The 24,027-nt window shown below is 48.8% G+C and carries 23 protein-coding genes; 11 read left to right on the top strand and 12 right to left on the bottom strand.

The window, feature by feature from the left end; all coding sequences use genetic code 11:
- The first annotated feature begins 103 nt into the window (after positions 1-103).
- The 3 genes from AWQ23_RS14115 to AWQ23_RS14105 all read left to right on the top strand — a co-directional run bounded on the left by AWQ23_RS14115 (position 104) and on the right by AWQ23_RS14105 (position 3,048).
- Positions 104-1,183 (top strand): PIN/TRAM domain-containing protein, encoded by a 1,080-nt coding sequence (locus AWQ23_RS14115; protein WP_012308417.1) that lies wholly within the window; start codon positions 104-106, stop codon positions 1,181-1,183.
- A gap of 46 nt (positions 1,184-1,229) precedes the next feature.
- The gene (locus AWQ23_RS14110; protein WP_062436330.1) at positions 1,230-1,940 is read left to right on the top strand and encodes a DUF1176 domain-containing protein; all 711 of its coding nucleotides are present in this window, start codon (positions 1,230-1,232) and stop codon (positions 1,938-1,940) included.
- A gap of 124 nt (positions 1,941-2,064) precedes the next feature.
- Positions 2,065-3,048 (top strand): hypothetical protein, encoded by a 984-nt coding sequence (locus AWQ23_RS14105; RefSeq protein ID WP_071884964.1) that lies wholly within the window; start codon positions 2,065-2,067, stop codon positions 3,046-3,048.
- Here AWQ23_RS14105 and nagA read toward each other — a convergent pair.
- Positions 3,045-4,208 (bottom strand): N-acetylglucosamine-6-phosphate deacetylase, encoded by a 1,164-nt coding sequence (nagA, locus tag AWQ23_RS14100; RefSeq protein WP_062436739.1) that lies wholly within the window; start codon positions 4,206-4,208, stop codon positions 3,045-3,047. The genes AWQ23_RS14105 and nagA overlap by 4 nt on opposite strands.
- 22 nt (positions 4,209-4,230) lie before the next feature.
- On the opposite strand from nagA, the gene purE reads away from it, so the two are divergent.
- The gene (gene purE, locus AWQ23_RS14095) at positions 4,231-4,755 is read left to right on the top strand and encodes a 5-(carboxyamino)imidazole ribonucleotide mutase (RefSeq protein ID WP_062436327.1); all 525 of its coding nucleotides are present in this window, start codon (positions 4,231-4,233) and stop codon (positions 4,753-4,755) included.
- A gap of 41 nt (positions 4,756-4,796) precedes the next feature.
- On the top strand, positions 4,797-5,021 hold the full coding sequence (locus AWQ23_RS14090) for a YgiT-type zinc finger protein (protein WP_062436325.1): 225 nt from the start codon (positions 4,797-4,799) through the stop codon (positions 5,019-5,021).
- A 10-nt stretch (positions 5,022-5,031) separates the two neighbouring features.
- Here AWQ23_RS14090 and AWQ23_RS14085 read toward each other — a convergent pair whose 3' ends face one another.
- The 5 genes from AWQ23_RS14085 to AWQ23_RS14060 all read right to left on the bottom strand — a co-directional run bounded on the left by AWQ23_RS14085 (position 5,032) and on the right by AWQ23_RS14060 (position 9,611).
- Positions 5,032-5,727, bottom strand: coding sequence for a YkvA family protein (locus tag AWQ23_RS14085; RefSeq protein ID WP_232308919.1), 696 nt, complete (start codon positions 5,725-5,727; stop codon positions 5,032-5,034).
- Between the two features lie 40 nt (positions 5,728-5,767).
- Entirely contained in the window at positions 5,768-6,502 is a 735-nt protein-coding gene (locus tag AWQ23_RS14080; RefSeq protein ID WP_062436324.1) for an ABC transporter ATP-binding protein, read from the bottom strand.
- Positions 6,503-6,609: 107 nt separating this feature from the next.
- The gene (locus AWQ23_RS14075) at positions 6,610-6,969 is read right to left on the bottom strand and encodes a phage holin family protein (protein WP_012308408.1); all 360 of its coding nucleotides are present in this window, start codon (positions 6,967-6,969) and stop codon (positions 6,610-6,612) included.
- Positions 6,970-7,049: 80 nt separating this feature from the next.
- The gene (locus AWQ23_RS14070) at positions 7,050-7,808 is read right to left on the bottom strand and encodes a hypothetical protein (protein ID WP_062436322.1); all 759 of its coding nucleotides are present in this window, start codon (positions 7,806-7,808) and stop codon (positions 7,050-7,052) included.
- 213 nt (positions 7,809-8,021) lie between these two features.
- Positions 8,022-9,611 carry a glycoside hydrolase family 57 protein gene (locus AWQ23_RS14060; protein ID WP_012308406.1) on the bottom strand — a complete coding sequence of 530 codons (1,590 nt, stop codon included), beginning with the start codon at positions 9,609-9,611 and terminating at the stop codon, positions 8,022-8,024.
- A 271-nt stretch (positions 9,612-9,882) separates the two neighbouring features.
- Here AWQ23_RS14060 and AWQ23_RS14055 point away from each other — a divergent pair, with 271 nt between their 5' ends.
- Complete coding sequence (locus AWQ23_RS14055; RefSeq protein WP_030007681.1) at positions 9,883-11,070, top strand: histidine kinase; 1,188 nt, start codon at positions 9,883-9,885, stop codon at positions 11,068-11,070.
- On the opposite strand, the gene patD is transcribed toward AWQ23_RS14055, so the two are convergent.
- Complete coding sequence (patD, locus tag AWQ23_RS14050; protein ID WP_138071883.1) at positions 11,036-11,407, bottom strand: heterocyst frequency control protein PatD; 372 nt, start codon at positions 11,405-11,407, stop codon at positions 11,036-11,038. The two genes, AWQ23_RS14055 and patD, sit on opposite strands and share 35 nt — an antisense overlap.
- Positions 11,408-11,716: 309 nt before the next feature.
- Here patD and AWQ23_RS14045 point away from each other — a divergent pair, with 309 nt between their 5' ends.
- Positions 11,717-13,984 carry a bifunctional (p)ppGpp synthetase/guanosine-3',5'-bis(diphosphate) 3'-pyrophosphohydrolase gene (locus AWQ23_RS14045; RefSeq protein ID WP_062436735.1) on the top strand — a complete coding sequence of 756 codons (2,268 nt, stop codon included), beginning with the start codon at positions 11,717-11,719 and terminating at the stop codon, positions 13,982-13,984.
- A gap of 119 nt (positions 13,985-14,103) precedes the next feature.
- Positions 14,104-15,174 carry a diguanylate cyclase domain-containing protein gene (locus AWQ23_RS14040; protein WP_062436316.1) on the top strand — a complete coding sequence of 357 codons (1,071 nt, stop codon included), beginning with the start codon at positions 14,104-14,106 and terminating at the stop codon, positions 15,172-15,174.
- Here AWQ23_RS14040 and AWQ23_RS14035 read toward each other — a convergent pair.
- The 4 genes from AWQ23_RS14035 to AWQ23_RS14020 all read right to left on the bottom strand — a co-directional run bounded on the left by AWQ23_RS14035 (position 15,152) and on the right by AWQ23_RS14020 (position 20,414).
- The gene (locus AWQ23_RS14035; protein ID WP_062436314.1) at positions 15,152-16,018 is read right to left on the bottom strand and encodes an NAD(P)-dependent oxidoreductase; all 867 of its coding nucleotides are present in this window, start codon (positions 16,016-16,018) and stop codon (positions 15,152-15,154) included. The genes AWQ23_RS14040 and AWQ23_RS14035 overlap by 23 nt on opposite strands.
- Positions 16,019-16,271: 253 nt before the next feature.
- Positions 16,272-18,026 carry an iron uptake porin gene (locus tag AWQ23_RS14030; RefSeq protein WP_062436312.1) on the bottom strand — a complete coding sequence of 585 codons (1,755 nt, stop codon included), beginning with the start codon at positions 18,024-18,026 and terminating at the stop codon, positions 16,272-16,274.
- A gap of 306 nt (positions 18,027-18,332) precedes the next feature.
- The gene (locus AWQ23_RS14025) at positions 18,333-18,611 is read right to left on the bottom strand and encodes a 4a-hydroxytetrahydrobiopterin dehydratase (RefSeq protein WP_012308399.1); all 279 of its coding nucleotides are present in this window, start codon (positions 18,609-18,611) and stop codon (positions 18,333-18,335) included.
- A 417-nt stretch (positions 18,612-19,028) separates the two neighbouring features.
- On the bottom strand, positions 19,029-20,414 hold the full coding sequence (locus tag AWQ23_RS14020) for a TldD/PmbA family protein (protein ID WP_062436310.1): 1,386 nt from the start codon (positions 20,412-20,414) through the stop codon (positions 19,029-19,031).
- Positions 20,415-20,650: 236 nt separating this feature from the next.
- Here AWQ23_RS14020 and AWQ23_RS14015 point away from each other — a divergent pair, with 236 nt between their 5' ends.
- The 3 genes from AWQ23_RS14015 (at position 20,651) to AWQ23_RS14005 (ending at position 22,975) form a co-directional block, all read left to right on the top strand.
- On the top strand, positions 20,651-21,613 hold the full coding sequence (locus AWQ23_RS14015; RefSeq protein WP_012308397.1) for an orange carotenoid protein N-terminal domain-containing protein: 963 nt from the start codon (positions 20,651-20,653) through the stop codon (positions 21,611-21,613).
- Positions 21,614-21,724: 111 nt separating this feature from the next.
- Positions 21,725-22,438 carry a fatty acid desaturase gene (locus AWQ23_RS14010; RefSeq protein ID WP_062436308.1) on the top strand — a complete coding sequence of 238 codons (714 nt, stop codon included), beginning with the start codon at positions 21,725-21,727 and terminating at the stop codon, positions 22,436-22,438.
- A gap of 210 nt (positions 22,439-22,648) precedes the next feature.
- Entirely contained in the window at positions 22,649-22,975 is a 327-nt protein-coding gene (locus AWQ23_RS14005; protein ID WP_062436732.1) for a hypothetical protein, read from the top strand.
- On the opposite strand, the gene AWQ23_RS14000 is transcribed toward AWQ23_RS14005, so the two are convergent.
- Entirely contained in the window at positions 22,967-23,920 is a 954-nt protein-coding gene (locus AWQ23_RS14000; protein ID WP_062436306.1) for a ribonuclease Z, read from the bottom strand. The genes AWQ23_RS14005 and AWQ23_RS14000 overlap by 9 nt on opposite strands.
- Positions 23,921-24,027: the final 107 nt, after the last annotated feature.

Below are 24,027 nucleotides of genomic sequence, written 5' to 3'. Positions count from 1 at the left end.
CGCGAAGGAATGGAAGGCCCACCGATATAATGAGGGCATTATTCTCCATTATCCTAAACCCCAAATTCCCCCTAAAACTGGGACTTATAGCCGGGTAAGACCTATGTTCGATATTTTCCTTGTTCTGATCTTTGTGGTGGCGATCGCCCTTGTGGGATTTGATGTCATTGATTTACTTCCTGCCTCTGTGCGCGACCAAGCCTCCAACATTGACGCCCTCCGGTGGGTGGGGGCCGGTTTTGCCTCACTCCTGGGCCTTTCCATCGGTCTCCTCGCCCAGAGCACCTATCGTCGTTTTGAACAACAATTTCGGCGCACCCCCATCGAAATTATCGTCACCCGTGCTGTGGGTTTAGTGATTGGGCTTTTGGTGGCAAATTTAATGCTTGCTCCCATTTTTCTGTTGCCCATTCCTTCAGAGTTTGGTTTTCTTAAGCCCACCTTTGCCATTCTCGGTAGTATCACCTTTGCCTACCTTGGTGTGAGCCTCGCCGATGTCCACGGGCGCACTTTTCTGCGGCTGATCAATCCCAATAGTTTAGATACTCTCCTCGTTGCTGAAGGAACCCTCCGTCCTTCGCCGACAAAGATCATCGACACAAGCTGTATCATTGACGGTCGCCTAGAAGAACTCCTTAAAACAGGTTTTATCGAAGGACAAATCCTCATTCCAATTTTTGTCCTCAACGAATTACAGCAACTCGCCGACGCTAGCAACGACCAGAAACGCGCCAAGGGTCGTCGGGGCTTAGATATTCTCCAGAGTATGCAAAATCGTTTTCCCAAACGGGTTTCTGTCAACCCCGCAGACTACGATGACATTGCCACTGTGGACGCTAAATTAGTGCATTTGGCCCAGGAAATTAATGGGATTCTTTTGACCAATGATTACAATCTGCAAAAGGTTGCTAATCTTCAAAAAGTCGAGATTTTAAATATTAATGACCTTGCCCAAGCGATTCGTCCGATCTATCTCCCTGGAGATAATTTAGATGTAAAAATTCTTAAGCAAGGAAAGGAAGAAAAACAAGGGGTGGGTTATCTCGAAGATGGCACCATGGTCGTTGTCGAGGAAGGGAAACAATTTATGGGTTCCGATGTTGCTGTAACCGTTACTTCATCTTTACAAACCTCTGCGGGACGGATGATTTTTGCGAAATTAAGTTCTTCCCTGGCTCTTTAATTAACTAGTTAATTTTCTTATGATTTAGTGCGTGGAGGTCAGATATATGAGGTTTAAATTTATTACTTTTAGTACCCTGATCAGCCTTGGCTTGGGGTTAAGCAGTTGCCAAAATCAGTCTAATCCTTCTGCCCCTGAACCCGACGGAACAACACCTACCGATCCGACAGAAGAACCAATTCCTGTTCCCGCTGAACCATTGCCCCTAGTCAATTCTCAAGGGGCCGATACGAAGGAAGTAGAAGCAGTAGATCAGAATTATTCCTCCCCTGATATTAGCCAAGCAATCATTCCGGGGCTTATGGAAAACCGGGAAGATTTGGGGCTTTGCCAAGAGTTTAGATTTGAATCGGAGCTCACAGAAGCGGCCTCTAATGTTTACCGCGTGGGTGAAGATGAGTATCTCGTGCACCTTGTTTGTGGCTCGACAGCCTATCAACTGCTCCAGAATTATTTTTTATACCGAAGAGACGAGGATCAATTCGATCTGACGCCACTACCGATTACTTATTTCTACCAAGATACGGATCAACAATTGATTAAAGAAACAGAAGTGACCAGAGCTGGGTATTCAGAATATGATCCGAGTAGCCAAACCATTAGTATTTTTACAAAAGGCAGAGGTTTAGGGGATTGTGGTAGCTTGGGTTTTTATCAATTTACAGGTACAGATCTCAGCTTAAATCGGTTTCTCCTCAAGGATGAATGTGATGGTAACTATATTGAACCCATTAACTATCCTCAAGTTTATCCCTAGGAAAATTATGAAGTGTTTTGCGTTGATTTGTTTAGCTCTGTGAAGTCTTAATCACTTGGCTAAAATGTCACCAAAATAGGACACAATGGGTAGATATATGGTTCTATTTTTGAGTCCATTACCCATGGAACAGAAAAATCTGAAAGCTTACCTTGATTTGGTACAAAAACTCTTAAACTGCCGCCGGGGTGAAGAGTGGATTGTCCTGCGGCAAAACGAGCAGTTGGTGGATGCCCAATTTATTGAAGTGATGGAACAGGTGGCTAACTACCTTGCGGCGGAAGGTGAACTGAATGGGGCTCGCTATCTCCACAACTGGGCGGGCAAATTACATCACATTCTCACCCAACCGAATCCGGTCGCGCCCCAACCAGATGCCACTACCCAAGCCTATGCCCAATTGATCGAAGCGCTTTTAAATTGTCGTCGGGGAGAAGAGCAACAGATTTTAGCGGCGAATCAAAAATTAATCACCCCGGATTTGGTGAAGTTTATGCAGGAGGTAGCCCGGCAGTTTGAAGACCAAGGTAAATCCCAAACGGCAGCTTACCTCCAGGATTTGGCCACTGCCGTTAATCGTACCTGGATTCAAACCCACGATTTTCAGCCGAACTTACAAAAAGCAAATCAATTAGCCCCAGATCCTTGGGATGATTCGCCATCAGCGACTTCCCTTGAACCTATGCCAACTGTTTCGTCATCTCAGCCTGGGACAATAGCAGGGCCAGAAGTTTTAGAAAAAGCAGATCCTCTGCCAACGGATACCCCGACGGTGACAACAATTGCTCTAGAGGAGGTCGTGCAAAATTTAAGTGATCAGCTAGGGGACATGAGAACAGAAATGGCGGCGATCGCCCAGAAGCTTGCCAGAGTAGAAGCGGCCCTTTCGGAATCCCGTCAAGCGTCTAATCCCCTCGCTTATCTCAGCGTTTTAGAACAGGCCGCCACAGCAGGTTGGATGATTTCGACGGACGAAGTGGCCCAATTGATTGGCGTTCAACCCAGTCCCAAAAAAGGGAAAAATAGCTTTGAGCGGGGCAATTGGCGGTTTGTCAAAGCGGGTAAGATTGGTGCCCAAACCGGTTGGCACGTGGAAAAAATTCACTAAAGTCGGCTAAATTCAACGGTGCCATCTACTCCTTGCCAACGCAAAAGGTTGATGGGTTTGCCCGTCGTCCAAGTCGCCATACCAAGGGCTTTTCGGGGGGCCAGAGTCGCTAAGGCGATCGCCTTTTCTAAATCACAAATCCCCCACCGGACAAGGTTTTTGACCCCGGCAAACAGCGGTAACGTCGTGCCGGATAGAGTGCCATTATCCAAGCGAGCCGTGCCGTGGGTGACGGTAATTTGGCGATCGTCCCAGGGATATACCCCATCCGGGAGACCAATGGGGGCGAGGGCATCACTGACTAAAAAAGGTTGTTTCGCGGCCCGCAAAAAAATCTCCAACATCGTGGGATTGACGTGCTGGCCATCGGCGATCAGACCGCAGTAAACGTCAGGATTAACCATTGCTGCTCCCAATAAACCCGCCTCCCGGTGATGCAAACTGGGCATCGCGTTAAAGGCATGGGTGATCATCGTTGCGCCATGGGCAAAGGCTTGATTGGCTTCTGTTTCTGTGGCGAGGGAGTGACCCAAACTAACAACAATCCCCAAAGAGCGTAGATATTCCACACATTTATGGCTGGGATCGAGTTCTGGGGCGAGGGTAATGATTTTGATCATTGGGGCAAATTCGCCGATTACCTGTTGCAGATTCTTCAGGGTCAACGGCTGTAAATGTTGGGCTGGGTGCGCTCCTCGTTTTTCGTAATTTAAAAATGGCCCCTCTAAATGTATCCCCAAAATTCTTGCTGTATTCGGTTGCGGGTCTCCCCAAAACTCGGCAAAGACAGCCAGCGATCGCCGGATATTTTCTAGAGAAGTGGTGACGATGGTCGGACAAAATGCGTCAATGCCCTGGCCCCAAAGATAATCACAAATTTCTTGCAGTTGCGGCAGATCCGCCTGGGTCACTTCTGGAAATGCTAAACCCAAACCACCGTTAATTTGTAAATCCACTCCCCCTAGGGACAATAAATCCCCGGCAATATCCAAGACATTTTCCTGAAATTCTAGTGGAATTTCGGCTTCCATTGGCTCCAGATGCGTTAAACAACGATTTGCATCGAATCGCAACCAAAATTGACCTTCTAAACCAACAAGACGCGCCCTGATCAGGGTTTGTGCAGAGTTCTCCCTTTGTTTATGATGGTTAGTCGGCATGACATACATGAGCTAAAAACCTATGAGTGTAATTAATCCCCTGGTTGGCATCATTATGGGGAGCGATTCTGATCTTCCCACGATGGAAGCGGCGATCGCCATCTGTAGACAATTTAATATTCCCCACGAGGTTGGCATTGTGTCTGCCCATCGTACCCCGGAGCGCATGGTGGAATATGCCCAAACAGCCCATGAACGGGGTTTAAAGGTGATTATTGCTGGGGCAGGTGGGGCCGCGCATTTACCGGGGATGGTTGCTGCTCTGACGCCTTTGCCGGTGATTGGGGTGCCCGTCAAAACCAGTACCCTCAGCGGTGTGGATTCTCTCTATTCAATTGTGCAAATGCCCCGTGGTATTCCGGTGGCGACAGTGGCGATCGGCAATGCGACCAATGCCGGTTTGTTGGCGGTGCAAATGTTAGGGGCGTTCGATCCAGCGCTATTGAAACAGGTGCAAGCCTATCGTCAAAGTCTCAAGGAGATGGTGCTCAATAAACAAACTCAATTAACGGCGATTGGTTATGAGGATTACCTCAAGCAAATGTAGTGTTTTGCAAAATGGGGGAAGTTGCTACAGCAAATTAGTAGATGAGCGACATTGCTTTTGAAGAAACTTTTGTTGATTCTTTTGTGACCTATTCTGTAGAAATTGCCGGGAAGATTTACGTTGTGGAAAATGTCCCGGCTAGGGTCTGCCAGGAGACGGGCGAGAAATTATTTGCGCCAGCAACGGTGGATCGGTTGCAGGAAATTATCTGGGGTCAACAACCGCCCCTCAAAGTTGTAGAAACGCCTGTGTATTCTTTTTCTTGAAACTTGTTGGTTAGGACGACAAAATATTCAGAATTATTTTAACGAGAATGGCGATCGCCGCTGCGGCAATACTGCCAAGAAGCGTAATTCTGACGTTGGTGGTGTGCTTTTTAATTTCGATTTCGGCCTTTTTTTCCGCCTGACGGGTCATGTATTTTTCTAACTCAAAGGCGAGGGTCGAACCCACTGCAATAATCACCGCTGCATCATCGGCTAAGCCTGCAAAGGGAATCACATCTGGTACTGCATCGAGGGGCGAAACTAAATACAACAATGCGGCGATCGCCATGGTTTTTGACCGCCAGGCCACATTCGGATCCTTAATCAGTTGGGCGAGACCTTGCACCTTTTGCCAAATATCTTTGATTGGCCCCCGGCGCATCTCCCCTAAATGAGCTTTGATTTTTTCAATATCCGCTGGCGTTACCCCCTGGGCAAACCGCTGGAATACCTGGGCAATGCGGGTTTTGTCCTGTTCCCGTAAATTGGCTTTAACCTGTTCTTCGAGGTCGTCGTGGAGAGTTGTGACCGCTGGCTGGGCTGGACGAAATCTCTCGATCACCCGTTGCCAAGGCTTGGGTGATGTTTTCTGGGGGGGCGTCTCGATGGGTTCTGCGGCCACATCAATAATTTCTGGAGTTTCTGCTTCCGGCGATCGCCACCATTGCCGCCAAGAGATTTTCAGATTGTCCAGAAACTTCACCACGACCGCAATTACCCAAGCTCTAGTTTTTACTGTAGCGAATCTAGGTCTCTTTGTAGGCAGCACCGAGGTAGAGTTCTCCGACCTTCGGGTTCGTTAGCAAATCTTGCCCTGTGCCTTCAAAGCGATCGCAGCCACTTTCTAAAACATAGCCCCGGTCAGCAAATTCCAACGCCTTTTTGGCATTTTGTTCCACGAGCATAATCGCTTTACCCAGTTGATTGACCGCTTTGATTTGTTCAAAAACACTAGCCACGAGGATCGGGGAAAGAGCTGCTGACGGTTCATCGAGGACGAGAAGATCCGGGTCTAACATCAAAGCCCTGCCCATGGCTAACATTTGCCTTTCTCCCCCAGAGAGAGTGCCTGCCCGTTGTTTGCGCCGTTGTTTCAGCACGGGGAACATCGTATAAATTTGTTCCTTGAGATTTTCGAGGGAGCCAGACCGCACAAAGGCCCCCATTTCTAAATTTTCTTCGATACTCAGGTTGGCAAAGACGTTTTGAATCTGGGGGACGTAGCACATACCCCGTTGCACAATTTGGTTGGGACGCAGGCCAGTAATGGGTTTTCCTTTGAACGTAATGTTGCCTTGGTTGGGGGTCAGGAGACCAAAAATCGTTTTAGCGAGGGTCGATTTTCCTGCGCCATTGGGGCCAATGACCACTACTAATTCTCCGGGAGCGATCCGAAAGTTAATGCCCTGGAGAATGTTTAGATCTTTGATATATCCTGCATAGACGTCATTGACGACCAAGAGATTTTCCGCAGTTGCCATAGATTTTGGGTAAAGATTGCCGATTTTCTCCCTAGCATAAAAGCAAATTGCCCCCCGGTTCACTACTGGGAGGCGAAATTTTGGATAGAGTGAGTGACGAAAAAAGATTATTCGGTGAGTTCGTCGTCTTGGCCGAGGAGTTGATTGATTAAGCTGGAAATAAAGGTCAGCACCAGGGAACCAATCACCGCCGGGAAAAAGCCATTGACTTCTAAACCCGGTGTGAGGTAGCCGACTAACCCCAAGGCGATCGCATTGACAACCAGGAGAAATAGGCCGAGGGTCAAAATGGTCAGGGGCAGGGTAAAGAGGATCAAAATTGGTTTAACAATGGCATTCACAAACCCAAGGGCGATCGCCCCGATCAAGGCTGTGGTCAGGCCATTAATTTCTAAACCAGGGACAATGGTGGCCGTAAGAAAGAGGGAGCCAGCCGTCGCTAACCAAGTCAACAAAAACTGAGGCATAGTGAGTGCGGGGATGATGTTTTGCTCCCATTCTATCGGGACTTTTTGACCATTAGGGCGTGACGGCGCAAACCTTAAACCTAAGCTTGTTTCCAGAAGTGAATAATTGCCCGCACATGGTTCAACACTTGGCTGTCTTCACTGAGTTGGGCGATCGCCGTTGTCGCTTCCCGGGCAAGTTGTCGATGGGCTGCTTCATTGGTGGCTTCTAATTGTTCGAGGGCAGCGCGCATTTTCGCTAAATCTCGTCGGAGGCTATGCCATTCTTCCTGGTGGGTTTGGCTATTTTTTTCGGTTGTTTCTTGGAGGTTTTTAACTCCTGCCTCTAGGGTCACCACCCGGTGACGCAATTCCACCACATCTTCCCGGGGATATTGAATTTGTTGGCGAATTGACATGAGACGCTGGGCAATAAACTGGTAAGCCCGCACCGCTGGCCGCAATGCCGTGAGCAATAACATTGCCCCGCCTGTCACATACCCCACCGGACTAATGCCCCAGGCCGCCAGACCATATAACCCCAAAGCCGAAAGCAGATGGAGAGTGATCGCCAACAGCAAACCAAACCGAGCAATTTTTGCCACATAGGCTAACTGTTGGGCATCAACGGGGATATTTTTCTGGCGAGAGATCACCGCCTCGGCCTTTGTCTCTTCCGCCTCAAAATAAATATTCCACGGAATCGTCACCACCGCCAACAGCCACCAAAAACTGGCAATGCCCACCAGCCAATCGACTAAACTTCCCGCCGGAATCTGGAGCCACTGCAAAATGAAAAAGACCACTAGGGCGAGAAACCCCGACCCAAATCCAAAGCTAATAAAACTGTAACTAACCATCAGATTTTTTCTCCTGCCCCAAGGGCGATCGCCTTTATTACCATCATTGTGGCGACCCAATCCCAGAAATTTTCTTGCCCTGTGCCACTTTTTGAACCGTCCAAAAAAAATCCTCCCTTGATGAGGGAGGTGACCGATAGGCCGGAGGGTGTCTTCTCCCCTTGAGGGGAGCTAGAGGGGTGTTTCTTCAGGGGAGCTAGAAGGGTATTCCAACTACAAAGGCCGATACACCCGATAATCAATATTCGGGAAAATGTTGTCCATCTTCTCAATCTTTTCGAGCCAACCTGCATCAATCTTGCCGACTTTTACATCCTCATAGATTTTTTCCAGGCGTAACACATGACTCTTAGTACGTCGTTCCGCGTAGGGCACCATGGTACCTGTGCGCATAATAAATGCCCAATCCGATGACTGTGCCAACAGCAACTCCCTAGCTGCTTGGTTCAAGGCCCGTTCTTCTAGTTCATCGGCTGGTTCCCGCGTCGAAAGCTCGATCATGCGTTCCGCAGCCTTATGGAGATAGGGATAAATCCAAGCATTCGTCTGGTTGAGCCAATATTCATGGAATCCCTTGTATCCCCAACTCGACTGGGACGGCACCGCCACCTGTTGCGTCGGCTCCATTTTTAGATAATCCGCCAAGTGGGTCATCTGGTATGTACCTTGGTCGTACCAAGACTTGCGGAAAAAGTAATCCAAGAACCAGGGGCCTTCGTACCACCAGTGGCCAAACAATTCCGCATCATAGGGAGACACCACAATCGGGTGACGCCCCATCATCTTATTCAGACGACCAATCTGTTGCTCCCGGTTGTACATGAAGTTGCCCGCATGTTCTGCCGCTTTTTCCCTCGCCCAGTAGGGATCATAAAGGCCTTTTTCGGATAAACCACCATCGCGACTGGTGATCTTGTGGTATTTGATCCCCGTATTTTTCCGCTGGCCGTTGGGCATGATGTAGGGCTTGATGTATTCGTAGTCCGCTTCCCAACCCAGATCTTTATAAAACTCTCGGTAACAGACATCGCCCGGATAACCCACCTTCGATGACCAAACTTGCTGGGAAGACTCATGGTCTCGGCCAAAGGCAGCCACCCCTGTTTCGGTGAAAATCGGCGCATAGTTACCATAGCGGGGACGGGGGCGTGCATAGAGAATGCCGTGGCCATCGGTGAGAAAGTACCGCAGTCCCGCATCGGCGAGCATCCGCTCCAAACCTTCATAATAAGCACATTCAGGCAACCAAATGCCCTTGGGAGGACGCCCAAAATTCTCTTCGTAGCTTTCACAGGCCACCTGCAATTGTGCCCAAACTGCCTGGGGGTACATTTTCATCAGGGGGAGGTAGCCATGGGTGGCACCACAGGTGATGATTTCGAGGTTGTTACTGTCCTGGAACTGCTTAAAGGCCGTCACGAGATCCCGGTCATAGCGTTCCCAGGTGTCGAGGATGGCACTAAATTCTTTGTGGTAATACTCCGCTAAATATTTAATGTGACCGTTGTATTTGTTATGAACAATTTCCTTTTCGACCAGCTCCATTAACAGCTTCATGTGGGCGTCGTAGCGGTCTTGGAGGAGAGGATCCCGGAGCATCGCCACCAAAGGTGGGGTCATGCTCATCGTAATTTTAAAGTCGATCCCATCTTGCTTTAGCCCTTCAAATACATGAAGCAAAGGGATATAGGTTTCGGTAATTGCTTCAAATAACCACTCTTCTTCAAGGACAAAATCACTTTCGGGGTGACGGACAAAGGGGAGGTGGGCATGGAGAACGAGGGCAACGTAGCCTAAAGCCATAGTGGTATTCCTTCCTTAAAAAGAGTCGCTTGCTGAACGATTTTGAGGCGTCGGTGTCAATTTCCATTAGATTCTAAAACGATTTGGTCAATGCACCGCATCTAACTCAAGTTTGAGGCTCTGGGAACATGGGGTAATTGGTCCTCTACGGATTACAATGGGTTTTGGAGTAAGCTCACCATAAACTGTTCTTTTCCCCTAGATTGTGCATGGTAGACAGATTGTGGATCACTTACTTTCTTGGGGCGAATTTGTCTTGTTTGAACTGCCTGTGTCTGCTGAAGATCAATCTCAACTTTCACCTGTTACGGCCGAGATACAACTGCGATTGTTGTTGTTTACGGATGAGCGTTTGGCCCATCGGAGTGAGATCAAGCGGGTGCAAGATTGCCTTGAGCGTTTGCGGCAGGAAACGGATTTTTCTTTAGAAATTATCAATATCAAAGATCAACCCCAACTGGTGGAATTGTATCGTTTGGTGGCGACGCCTTCGCTAGTCAAGGTTTTTCCGGAGCCGTTGCAGGTGTTTGCGGGCAGCAATATTTTGCCGGATCTAGAACGCTGGTGGGGACAGTGGCTGGATACGGTGGCGGCATTAAAAAAACAGCTTGGCGATCGCCAATTGGCTGAGGTTGAGCGATGCGATCGCCGCTTGGCTGCGTCCCAGACAGAACATTCTAAGGAAGTAATGCGCCTGTCCGACGAAATCTTCCAATTGCAACGGGAAAAAGAAGCTCTCCTCAAGCAAATTGAATTTAAAGATCAGATTTTGGCGATGCTGGCCCATGATTTGCGCAGTCCCCTCACCGGAACGTCCATCGCCATCGAAACCTTAGAAATCCTCTCAAAACGTCCAGAAACGGAAAAAACAGTTGGATTGCGGGGGCAGCTTTATCAGCAGGCGAAAAACCAACTCCAGATCATGAACCGGATGATCACAGAGCTGCTTCAAGAGTCACGGCAACTGCTGACCAAATTAGATGTTAAGCCCCAGCCGATGGCCCTGAGTCCCCTATGCCAACAAATCACAGAGCAAATTCAGGAGCGGTTTCAACGTAAATCAATTCAATTAGTTTTAGATATCCCCCGGGATCTGCCAGAGGTTTATGGAGACCGGGAATTGATCCGGCAGGTCATTGTCAATTTACTAGACAACGCCATCAAATACAGCCCTGAAGGGGGGCTTGTGCGGCTTGTGGGCCTCCATCGCACCCTCCAACAGGTACAGGTGAGTGTGATTGATACGGGCCATGGTATCCCGGAGGAGGAACAGGAAAAAATTTTTGAGGGGCATTTTCGTCTTAAGCGAGACGCCACCCAAGAGGGCTACGGTCTGGGTTTGGCCGTCTGTCGGCAAATTATCCAGGCCCACCAAGGCCGTATCTGGGTCGATAGTACCCCAGGCCAAGGCAGTGAGTTTCACTTTACGCTTCCGGTGTCAGGCGATCGCCAAGCTTAATGATTTCTGTGCAGTATTGATCGAGTTGGGTCAGGCGGGTTTGGATCTGCTGTTGTTTTTGGCTTTGGGTGTTGGGGCTACGACTGCCCTGGAGAAAGATTAAATCGGTATTGAGGAGCCGCAGCCCCCGATACAATTCCGTGTGGAGCGATCGCCAAGCGCTATAGATTTTTTCAGGAAGCTGTTCCCCAGTGAGGGGGGCTAACTGGGTTTCCCAAAAGCTGAGGAACCCTTGGCCCTGACGGACTAAAGCCCCCGATTCCTGTTGGAGGGGCGTTAAATCTGTGGCCAGGGTTTGCAGATCGATTTTTAATTGTTGATAGGCAGAAAAATTCATCGGACAGTATAGTGCAAATTTAGAGAACAAACAAGCCATCAAAACTGTATCAAAATTAATCTTTCCCAAAATATTTTGTGCAAACCTAAACTTTTCAGTGAGAATTAAGGTATTTAAAATAAACTTAATCTTCGTTTAAAGCTTATTGTTGAAGTTTTCCGCTTCATCCTTCTGTTCTCAGGAGTCGGCCCCTAGCTTTCCCTTGGCTACCTCGGAGTGTGGGCTAAGGTTTTCCTAAGTATCGCCTTTGATTACAGCTTCTTTATCGAGTCCGCTGTCGTTGTTGTTTTTCTTCCCCCCTGTGTTCCTATGACTGCCTCTTCCGTTCAATTAACTGCCACATCCGAAACAGAAAAATTTGATGTGCCGCTACCTGCTTGGTTGAAAAATTACCTTTATCAGCCAGAGCAATTGGTCGGGGTCTCCGAAGGCGATCGCCAACTCATCGGTGAAGCCTTCCGCTTTGCCCATGCCCTCCACGAAGGTCAAACCCGTAAATCTGGCGAGCCTTATATTGCCCATCCCATTGCCGTGGCAGGATTATTGCTCGACTTGGGTGGTAATGGCGCAATGATTGCGGCGGGATTTCTCCATGATGTGGTCGAAGATACAGAAGTTAGTCCCGAAGAAATTGAAGAACGCTTTGGCGCTGAAACCCGCAAGCTTGTCGAAGGGGTAACCAAGCTCACCAAATTTACTTTTTCCAGCAAAACAGAACGCCAAGCAGAAAATTTCCGGCGGATGTTTCTTTCCATGGCCGAGGATATCCGCGTGATCGTCGTGAAACTCGCCGATCGCCTCCACAATATGCGCACCCTCGAACATCTGCGTCCCGATAAACAAGAACGCATTGCCCTCGAAACCCGCGAAATCTTTGCGCCCCTGGCCAATCGCTTGGGGATTTGGCGTTTTAAGTGGGAACTAGAAGACCTCTGTTTTAAGTATCTAGAGCGGGAAGCCTACCGTTCGATGCAAAAACACATTTCCGAAAAACGCACTGAGCGGGAAGCCAAACTCGAAGAGGCCATCGAAATTATCCGCGATCGCCTGCGTCACCTGGGCCTCCACGTCTGGGAAATCAAGGGTCGCCCAAAACACCTCTACAGCATCTATCACAAGATGCAACGACAGCACAAAGAATTTGACGAAATTTTTGACATCGCTGGGATTCGGATTATTGTCGAAACCAATGACGAATGTTACCGTGCCCTGGCGGTGATTCATGATGCCTTTAAACCGATTCCTGGACGCTTTAAAGACTACATTGGCCTGCCGAAGCCCAACCGCTACCAATCTCTCCACACCACCGTTGTCGGCTTAAATGGTCGCCCCCTCGAAGTGCAAATTCGCACCATGGAAATGCACCACATCGCCGAATACGGGATTGCCGCCCACTGGAAATATAAAGAAGCCGGTCATTCCGCCGCTAGTTTCACCTCCGAAGACGAAAAATTCACTTGGTTGCGGCAACTGATCGAATGGCAAAGCGACCTCAAGGATGCTGAAGAATACATCGACAACCTCAAGGACAATCTCTTTGAAGATGATGTGTATGTCTTTACCCCCAATGGGGATGTGGTGGCCCTGGCCAAAGGCGCTACTTCCATCGACTTCGCCTACCGCATTCACACCGAAGTGGGGAACCATATGAAAGGGGCGCGGATCAATGGTCGTTGGTCAGTGTTAGAGAAAAAACTCCGCAATGGCGATATCGTCGAAATTATCACCCAAAAAAATGCCCACCCCAGCCTCGATTGGCTCAATTATGTGGTTACTCCCAGTGCCAAAAATAGAATTCGCCAATGGTTTAAGCGATCGCGGCGGGATGAAAACTTAGCACGGGGCCGCAGCTTACTCGAAAAAGAACTAGGGAAAACGGGCCTCGATTCGATCCTCAAATCCGAAGCGATGCAAACCGTTGCCCACAAGTGCAATTACCAAAATACCGAGGATCTGTTGGCGGCCCTGGGTTACGGCGAAGTCACCCTCAACCAAGTGGTGAACCGCTGGCGGGATCAAGTGCGCGACCAGGAAGAAGAACATCTCCCCCAACTGGAGCTAGAAGCTTCTTTAAACACAGCGACGAAACCGGCCAAGCCCCTCCAAGATAGCCATAAATACCCCATTGCTGGCATTGAAGGGTTGGTTTATACCATCGCTAGTTGTTGTGCGCCCTTGCCCGGCGAACCGATTATTGGCATTGTCACCCGCAGCCATAAGGGGATTTCCATTCACCACCGCAGCTGTGCCAATGTGCAAAACTTCGATGGCGATCGCCTGATTCCTGTGAGTTGGAATCCCAGCATCGACCAAAAGCACGCCCCGGTCTACCCTGTGGATCTCCGCATTGAAGTCATTGACCGGGTGGGAGTCCTGCGGGATATCCTGTCACGCCTGAGCGATCAGCACATCAACGTGCGGAGTACCAATGTGAAAACGAGCCACGGCCAACCAGCGATTATTTCTTTGCGGATTGAAATTCGTAATGCCCAACAACTGGCCCACAGCATTAATCAAATTAAAAACATGAGCGATACTTTGAACGTGCGCCGCGTCACCCAAATCGAGCAGGAATAGCAATCTAGGTGATCATACTGAGAATCTCTGAAAGGTCGTCAAATTAACATCAGAGGGCCGATTGCCTAGGACAGTAACCCGTTAGAATAACCATATAGTTCTTTTTGCGCCTAGAATCTATGACCGCTGATTCTGCCTCAATGCAGGATGATCAACCGTTAATTCTTGTCATTGATGACGATCCAATTTCGCGTCGCCTGATTCGTTTTTGGATGGAAAAAGAAGGTTATGCAGTCGCTGAAGCAACCAATGGTCAAGAGGGACTAGAAATATTCCAAAAAACCATGCCCGATATTATCCTGTTGGATTTTATGATGCCGGTCATGGATGGCTTGGAATTTTGCAATGCCTTTCGACAACTCCAAGCCAGCACTGAAATTTCCCCTGCAAAAAATACTGAATTTTCCCAGGAAACTTTCCTGCTTCGTCACGAATTGGTGGCCTACCAACAAGCAGAAGATCTGCTGACAAAGATCGCCCGCACTCCCATCTTGATGATTACGGCCCGGGAGGATGACGAATCAGTCACCAAGGCCTTTACCGCCGGGGCAACGGATTTCATCACCAAACCGATCCACTGGACAATTTTGCGCCAACGGGTGCGCCATCTCATTTATCAGGCAAAGCTCTACCAACGTTTGGAAGCGACGAATGTGCAATTGCAACGGTTAGCGGCTTTAGATCCTTTGACCCAACTGGCGAATCGTCGGGTTTTTGATTTGGTTTTAGAGCGTCAATGGCGACTGATGCTCCGCAATCAAATACCTCTCTCGATTATTTTCATTGATGTGGATTTTTTTAAAAATTACAATGATACCTATGGTCACCAAGCTGGTGATCATTGCTTGTTTGAAGTAGCCCAGGCGATCGCCAGCCAAGTGAAGCGACCCACAGATTTAGTTTCCCGTTATGGTGGCGAAGAGATCATCGTCATCTTGCCAGATACCCCCGGTGTTGGGGCGCAATTACTGGGAGAAAATATCATCGAGCAAGTCCGCAGTTTGCAGATTCCCCACCAGAGTTCTTTGGTAGCGCCGATTGTCACGGTCAGTTTGGGGATTGCCTCCATTGAACCAGGCTGTGTGACGACGAATCCAGAAAAATTTGTCGCCCTGGCGGATGTCGCGCTATACGAAGCCAAGGCCCGTGGTCGTAATCAAATGGCCGCTAAGGTGTGGGGTCAGGATTAATCACTTGATAAATAGCAGAGTAGTCTGCCTCGGCGAGATTTAGGGCGATCGCCTGCTCGATAATCTCTCGAATGCCTTCTAGCCCCGTGGTCTCAAGGCCGACGGTTTTTGCTGCTGCTAAAAAGAGCCTAGTATCTTTGAGTAAATGCTTCGTAGGAAAGTTGGGATTTGCAAAGGTGCGATCGCCCATGCGGGGCAGTTTTTTATCAAAGGTGGGGGCATAGAGGGCACTATTTCGCAAAATCCCCATAAATTTATCAAGATCGACTTTTTCCCGTTGAATTAAACCTAAACTCAAGGAAAAACTAGCTGTTAAACCTGCAATCAACTGATTTAAAGCCAATTTCAGGGCTGCTGCCTGACCGACTGCGCCGATATATTTCGGGTCTTGCCCCAGGGTTTTAAAAATTGGCAAACAGGCTTGGAATAATGTTTCTTCGCCCCCGACCATTACCAGCAATGTCCCTTTTTTCGCTTCGGGAATACTGCCGAGGACTGGTGCTTCTAGATATTGACCCTGGCGTTCTTGCACTGCTTTGGCGATCGCCTTACTTTCTTCTGGGGCAATCGTTCCCATCTGGATAATTGTTTTCCCTGTAAAGGAAGTATCTGCGTTTTCTAATAAGACCGTTTGGATTGCCGCCGCATCACTGAGGATCAAAATTAAATAATCACTGTTGGCGATCGCTGTTTGGGGATTCGTCGTTACTGTTAAACCTTCTTCTTCCAGAGGATTCAGTTTTTCTGCTGTCCGGTTGTAGGCGGTCACCAAAAAATTTTCCTGGGCTAATTTTAGGGCGATCGGTGTCCCCATTAGCCCCATCCCAAAAACACTAATTCTCATCAAGTTCTGATTCCATAAACATCACTTACCATCTTCCCCTAATATCCTTCCTTAGAAAAACAGAGTATAAAGGGAATTAGAGAAGCATTAATCCTCCCTAGAGGGAGGTGCCGCAGGCGGAGGGTGTCTCTCCCCTAGAGGGGAGTTAGAGGGGTGGGTGGGGGTGTCCAAAAAGAAAACCTCACCCGGAGGTGAGGCTTTCTCAAAATCAAAAAGTGTGAGAATTAAATCTGTCTAAACAAAGTTAACTGGTTTAGAAAGTGAAGGTAGTGCGGAGAGTACCGATGATGGCATCTTCTTCACCCAGCACACCCTGAGCCGCATCCTTCAACCAGATGACGCCAGGAGTGATGGAGATTCCGTCGGTGAGTTGGTACTTATAGAAACCTTCAACTTGCAGAGGAGTCTTGAGATCACCTTCTGCGAGGTAAGGAGGAGCACCAGCAAAGAGACCAAGAACGTTACCTTCTTTACCGAGGTCGTTGAAGGCTACACCAAGACCATAGCTCCAGATGTCGAACTCGTCGCTAGAACCAGCAACTTTGGCATCAGTGTACATCCCGTAAGCAGCGAGGGAAATACGGTCAGTGATGTCGAACTTACCTTGAACACCGTAGCTATTAGCTTCAGTGCCGAACAGGCCAAGAGCGTTTGCCCAAGCTGTACCATTTACTGCAGAACCACCGCCGAAGTCATAGATAGCACCGCTGTCATGGTAGCTGTTGACGTAGGTTACACCCAACTCAGCCCGATCACCGAGGTTGAAAGCAATCTGTGCTAGCGCACCGTATTCACCGTTGAACAGACCATTGCTTTCAGTGGAATCGGCTGCTTCATCAGCGAGGTAGCCCAAGGAGATATCAACGGGGCCGAGAGGCATGTTGAAACCAAGACCGGAACCACCACCAATGGTGTAGATGGGGCTGGATGCAGCAAGTTGAGTTAGAGAACCGCTACCGCCGGTGAAGTCTTCAAGGCCAGTTGCGCCGAAGGTTGTGCTGGTGTAGTCACTGTGGAGACCACCAAAAGCTGCGAGGTAAACATTCGCTCTGCGGAGAGGGAAGTAGTAGGCCAACCAGTCGATGACAACGTCGTTGCCAGTGTCTAGGTTAAAGGTTTGGAAACCCATACCAGAACCCAGATCGGGGCCATCTTCACCAACAACTGCGCCGGCAGTAGGAGAGAAAGATGCAGAGTTGCCAGCGGTCAAGCGAGTGATGAGAGTGTCTTTACCGGTGAAGCTGGTTTCAAGGGTGAGACGAACACGGTCAGTGAAGGTTGTTTGGGTGTCATCGTCGTCGTTAGCAACGAGGTCGAAATCTCCGAGGGAAGCGATTGCCGCAGGGATATCACTTAGGAAACTGGGATTGATTTCACTGGGAACATCGCTAAATGTAAGTTCACCACCATTTTCACCACCATTGTCTGTGGGTACTAGGCGGAAGTCGAGAGCGTCAACATCACCAAAGCTATCACCAATTGCGAAGACAACTTCACCTTTCAGTTTAGTGGTAGTGGAGAATTGATTATCTTCAAGGAATTCAACGCGACCTTCGAGGTCATCGACGCGGGCACCGAGGGTAGCAAGTTCTGCTTCAAATTCGTTGATCAAGCGACGGAGGGCAGCGAGATCTTCGGGGGTCACTTCAGAACCACCACTTTGAATCATCCGCTCGATTTGTTGTAAACAAGCGTTCAGACCAGCGGCAAATTCATAACGACTGAGGGGACGGTTACCACGGAAAGTGCCATCGGGATAACCAACGATACAGTTGTAGTTTTCGACTAGGTTACGAAGCGCATCAAAAGCCCAGTCAGAAGGCGATACATCGCTGAGTTGGAAAACGCTGTTTACCTGAGCAATGTCACCTTGACTGTAGGTGTTGATTTGGTTAAGGAGTTCGCTGTTATTTGCTTGTGCTTGGGCGGTGCCAGCAGTGGCAACGGAGACGCCGACAGCAGCGGAAGCAATGGATAGAGACTTCCAGAGAGATAAAGATGTTTTCATTTGTTTTTCCTCACACATTAGGCACTAGATTCTGAGATTTTAGATTAGGCCTTTGTATCAATCATATTAGCTCAAAATTTTGGATTGGGAATGGATTCGTCATAAGAATTTTTTGATGATTCCTTTACCTATCCATTAAGTAAAAGTTACCTGAGAAGTTTTGTCAGAAATGTTACAGCATAGCCTCCTGGATTTTGAATCGATAGAGTGCTTGCGCTTATTTTTTTTCTTCTAGATAGAAAATCTAAAAACTTCCCAGATGTTTTTCCTTAAGGTTTTGTTTGAGGTGTTGGCGGCTTTTGACGTTTACAGTTGATCGAAAGTTCCGGCGAGATCAAAATCTTTTTGGGTAAGGCCGCCAGCGTCGTGGGTGGTTAGGTTTACGGTGACTTTGTTGTAGGAAATCTCGATGTCGGGGTGATGGTCGGCAGCTTCGGCCGGTTCGACGAGTTTGTTTACAAAGTCAATTGCCTCAATAAAGTTTTTGAACTTAAATCGGCGTTGAATTTTGTTATCAACCTTTGACCATTCAGGAAATTGACTCAATTGTGCTTGGATTTCGGTGTCGGTCAATCGGGTTGCCATGGAGAAAACCTCCTCTAAAAAACTATCCGCCCTTACTAGGGTTATCTCTTACGATAACGAAGCAAGGGCGGTCTAGTCGGGTCTCTTTAGTTAAAATCTGACTGCCGGAAGGAACTCCGACTCTCTTAACCTACTCAGCAGAGTAAGCAAAATTTTAGAGAACAGCCCCGGCACGCAGCCGATTTACTTTAACTGTGAGACCCATGTTGTTACTACTGTCATTCATGGGCATCACCTCCTATTCTCCGGCAGGTTTTATCCGGTAGAACCTCTTTATGCTGGCACAAGCATTTTGAAAATTCAACATTCTCCACTCTAGGGACACCACCCTCCGGCTTCGCCACCTCCCTCAAGGGAGGATGTTTTGGGGGCCGGAACATCCTCCGGTCTTCGGCCACCTCTCTCTAGGGAGGATGTTTAGCCGACGACGACATCACGGATGCGCAGGGAGGGGCCGCCACAACCGACAGGTAAACCGCTTTGGCCCCCCTTGCCGCAACCACCGGATTCGTCCCAGTAGAAATCGTCGGCGATCGCCTCAATATTTTTTAAGGTTTTAAAGACGTTGCCAGAGAGGGTGACATCCTTGACGGGTTCAGCAATTTTGCCATCGCGGATCATCCAAGCTTCCCCGGCGCTAAAGGTAAACATTTCGCCGTTGGTCATGCCGCCGAGCCAGTTTTTCGCATACACTCCTTCTTTGATGTCCGTGGGTAAGTCGGCAACGGGCGTTTTACCCCGCTCGATCCAGGTGTTGGTCATGCGGACAATGGGCGGATAGTGATAGTTCAAACAGCGGGCGTTGCCTGTCGGTTTTTCGTCAAGCTTGCCAGCGGTTTCGCGGGAATGGAGACGGCCCACAAGTTTGCCATCTTGAATCAGTTGGGTCGTGGTAGCCGGAACGCCTTCATCATCGTATAGATAACTACCACGATGGCCTGCTGGGGCGGCTCCATCAAAAATCTGGAGATCTTCGCCACCAAATTGTCGGCCCATGCTCATGGTTTCGAGGAGATCGGGATTTTCATAGGCCATATCCGCTTCGGAGAGATGCCCAAAAGCTTCGTGGACAAATAGCCCGGTCAAAATGGGGTCAATGACAACGGTATAGGTGCCGCCTTTGGCTGCGAGGAGGGTCAATGAGTTAACGGCCCGCTGGGCTGCGCCTTTAACTTGCTCATCGAGGTTTTCTAGATCTTCGTAGGCTTTGCGGGAGCCAGTGGTTTCCCGCCCCGTTTGAACTGTCTCACCATCACGGGCCGTGGCGGAAAAACGCATTTCTAGATCAACCCAGGACTGTTCGATAAGGGTGTCTTCTGAAGTCGCCAAGATGATGTGCTGGGTACTGTCGCCGTAACTGACCCTGGTGCTGGTAATCTTACCGCTCTGGCTCAAGAGCAAATCACTGTAGCGATCGCATAATTCTTTTTTCCGTTGTAAAGGGATGTGGCGTGGGTCGCTTCCGCTTAGGGGTAAAGAGCAAACCGCTTGGATTGGGTCAATGGGAGCCAAAAGTGTTTCATCATCACCGATTAAAATCGCGGCGGCGATCGCCTCTTCGATCCGGAGCTGCAGATTTTCGAGATTATTAAAGGCCGCAAACCCCCAACCGCCCTTGTGACAAACGCGCACCTGGCCCCCAAGGGAGGTACTTTCACTGAGGGTCTCGATCTTATTTGACCGCAAAACAATACTGCTCCCCGCTGACTGTTCCAAACGAATCGCTAGAAAATCCACTTGATTTTTGTACCGTTGGATCAGATCCGTTAGCTGATCCTTGTACCCAGCCACAATTTTCTCCATTGCCTTCCCCTTAATCTGAGCGCTAAACATAAAACAATTTTGACATTAGCCTTAGATAATTGAGAAAGTGTCGATGAGATCCAAAAGGCTTGCCTTGTCTAAGTTTCCCAACTTTGACTAATCAAAAGTAATGCCATTGCCAACATATTCTTATCCAAGATGTAAACAATTGTTAAGTTTTTGTGTGTTAACCTTGACTCAAGGACAAAAATTAAACTTTCACGGAGCACATTTGTATGCCTTATACTCTCGATGCAGCAAGAAACATCTTCCCCAGTACATTAACTGCGGATGTTGTGCCGGCCACCAGCGCTCGGTTTAGTCAGCTGAGTGCAGAGGATCAACTGGCATTAATCTGGTTCGCTTACCTAGAAATGGGTAAGTCAATCACTATTGCTGCTCCTGGTGCGGCAAATATGCAGTTTGCAGAATCTACCCTTTTGCAAATCAAGCAGCTCTCCTTTAAGGATCAAGCCCAGGTAATGTGCGACCTGGCGAACCGTATCGATACGCCCATCAACCGCACCTATGCGACTTGGTCTGTAAATATTAAGCTCGGTTTCTGGTACCGCCTCGGCGAATGGATGGAAGAAGGCAGTGTTGCACCGATTCCCGCTGGCTACAAGCTGTCTGCCAATGCTTCTGCGGTTTTAGATACGATCCGTAGCCTTGAACCCGGCCAACAAATTACGGTTTTGAGAAATGCCGTTGTGGATATGGGTTTTGACCCAGCCAAGATGGAAGGCTATCAGCGTGTTTCTGAGCCGGTTGTCGTGCCGACGGAAATTGCCCAGCGGGAAAAAATCGAAATTGAAGGTGTCGATAACCCCACAATTAACCAGTACATGACCAACCTCAATGCTAATGATTTTCCGGCATTGATCAGCCTCTTTGCAGAAGATGGTGCTCTCCAGCCGCCGTTCCAACGTCCGATTGTCGGCAAAGATGCAGTGTTACGCTTCTTCCAAGAGGAATGTCAAAATCTGAAGCTCAACCCGAAGAAAGGGGTTGTAGAACCCACTGATGATGGTTACACCCAAATTAAAGTCACTGGTACCTGTGAAACGCCCTGGTTCGGTGCGGCGGTAGGCATGAATGTCGCTTGGCGCTTCCTCCTCAATCCGGAAGGAAAAATCTTCTTTGTGGCCGTTGATTTGCTCGCGTCTGCGAAAGAACTGCTCAACCTTGTGCGTAAGTAGTGAATGCTTGGATGAATTGCCCTAATTCTCAATAAATTCATCCCTGGTAACGTCCCAATTGGGGCGTTTTTTTGTCAGTATGGCGTGGTTGGAGGCAATATTTTGAAATTGATGCGGCAAGAAGAGGTTCTGGGACTACTGTGGGCGATCGCCATTTTCTCGGCTTGGCTGGGAAGTGCTGTGTATTGGTTGAGTCATCCGCTAATGGGGCTGTCCTGGCCTGGAATTGTTGCGGGAATTTTTGTGAGAACTTTTTTCCACACAGGTTTATTTATCCTGGCTCACGACGCCATGCACGGTAATTTGTTGCCGAGTTCCCCCCGTTGGAACCATCGCCTGGGCCGTTGGGGGGTCAGCTTGTACGCTTGCTTGTCCTACAAAGACTGCATTCGCAACCATGCTAAGCACCATCGCCACCCTGCCCAACCGGGAGACCCGGACTTTCATAATGGGCGGCACCGCCATCCGCTGCTGTGGTACTGGCATTTTATGGGGAAATATTTAGCGTGGCGGCAGTTTTGGGGATTTGTGCTAATTTTCGGGGCGATCGCCTTACCGTTAAATATGCTGGGTGATGTGCCCTACGAAAATTTTTTTGTGTTTTGCCTGCTACCGATTTTTCTCAGTTCTTGGCAACTGTTTTTCTTTGGGACTTATTTGCCCCACCGCGATCGCCCCTCTTTCCCTAAACGCATCAGTAAACAGTCAATTGGGTGGCGAATTTGGTCATTTTTAAGCTGCTACCACTTCGGCACATTTCACGAAGAACACCATCGCCATCCCCATAAACCTTGGTTTCAGCTACCGGATCACGGTGTTTCTTAACAAAATTGTAATAAAAACCTTAAATTCCTGTGAGCACTCAGCTTTAGCGGTATTCGTGTCTCGGCGATCGCCGCCAAATTGCGGAATTATGAGAATTTAGACTGCGCTTTTGATACATAACTTATTATAATCAAGCCCATTAGTTTGAACTTACTAAAGTCAAAACGATACTTATTTTAAAATTCACTTTTTTACTCACCCATGCTAACGATGCCCACTGCGAATACTCAATGGTCACTGCAAGAAAAAACAATCGCCAAAGAAGCGTTTGAATTATCCTACCGCCGAGAAATTGCCGCAGTGATGGCCGAAGCAAAACGCCAGGCAACCCTCGCCGCAGACCCCGCTGATCTCTGGAAACTCAATGATTTTTTGAGTGCCCGGCGGCATTATCTAGATGGCAAATACGATTTCAGTCCCGAAAGCCTCGTCTTTACCTTCGCTCAACTCATTAAAGAGGGTTGGTTGGAACTGCAAGAATTAGACGGTTTAGCAGCCGATAAACTCTCAAAAATCCGCATCCTCACCCTAATGTAAGCTCTGGGCTAGGGCCTTGCGACGCGGAATCGCATAGTTTAAAAAGTCCTTCGCCATGATCGTATTGGGAAAAATCGCCCGGGCCTCAGCCAAAAGATCATCTAACGTCAAGTCATTTCCCGGCATATAACGGGGACTGAAGTGGGTCATGATCAGTTGCTTCACCTGGGCCAAAAGGGCAACCTGGGCGGCCATCGTCGAAGTGGAATGAAGGCGATCAAAGGCCATCTCTGCATCCTTGTGGGCAAAGGTCGCCTCGTGAATTAAGACATCGGCATCCTGGGCTAACTCCACCGCCGCATCACAAAAAACAGTGTCGGTACAATAGACCATTTTTCGGCCAACTTCCGGTTGACCACAGAGGTCTGAGCCGTTGATTTTGCGGCCATCATCAAGGGTGACGACTTTCCCTTTTTTGAGGTCGCCATAAATGGGGCCAGGGGGAATCCCCAATTTTTGCGCTTTAGCGAGGTTAAATCTGCCGGGACGATCCTTTTCAGTCACCCGATACCCAAAGGCTGTGACTCGGTGTTTGAGCGGTAAACAGGTCACTTGAAATTCTTTATCTTCAAAGACTAAGCCGGGTTTGACTAAATGTACCCGCAGGCGATCGCCAATGCGCATATAGGAATACTTTTCACAGGCCCGCAGATATTCTTCTAAACCAGGGGGGCCATAGATTTCTAAGGGATGTCCCGTCCCCGCAAGGCCCATGCTGGCGATCAGACCCATTAGCCCAAAGATATGATCGCCGTGCATGTGGGTAATAAAAATGCGGCTAATTTGGGACGAACGGAGATCACTACGGAGAAGTTGGTGCTGGGTTCCTTCGCCACAGTCAAAGAGCCAAGCCTCGGCCCGCTGCGGTAATCGCAACGCCACACTTGATACATTGCGTGCCCGGGTCGGCACACCAGAACTGGTTCCTAAAAATGTGATTTCCATTTAGGTGATTTCCGTTGAGGCGATCGCCCATAATCTACATCCTATCCATCATAAATCTTCCCCAGAAGCAAAGCCCCCCTAAATCCTCCCTTGAGGGAGGTGGCCGC

Origin of the sequence: Picosynechococcus sp. PCC 73109, from assembly GCF_001521855.1 — a bacterium.
Taxonomy (GTDB): Bacteria; Cyanobacteriota; Cyanobacteriia; order Cyanobacteriales; family MRBY01; genus MRBY01.
The sequence above is the reverse complement of the archived record's forward strand: the minus strand, read 5'-3'. Positions and strand labels throughout refer to the sequence as shown.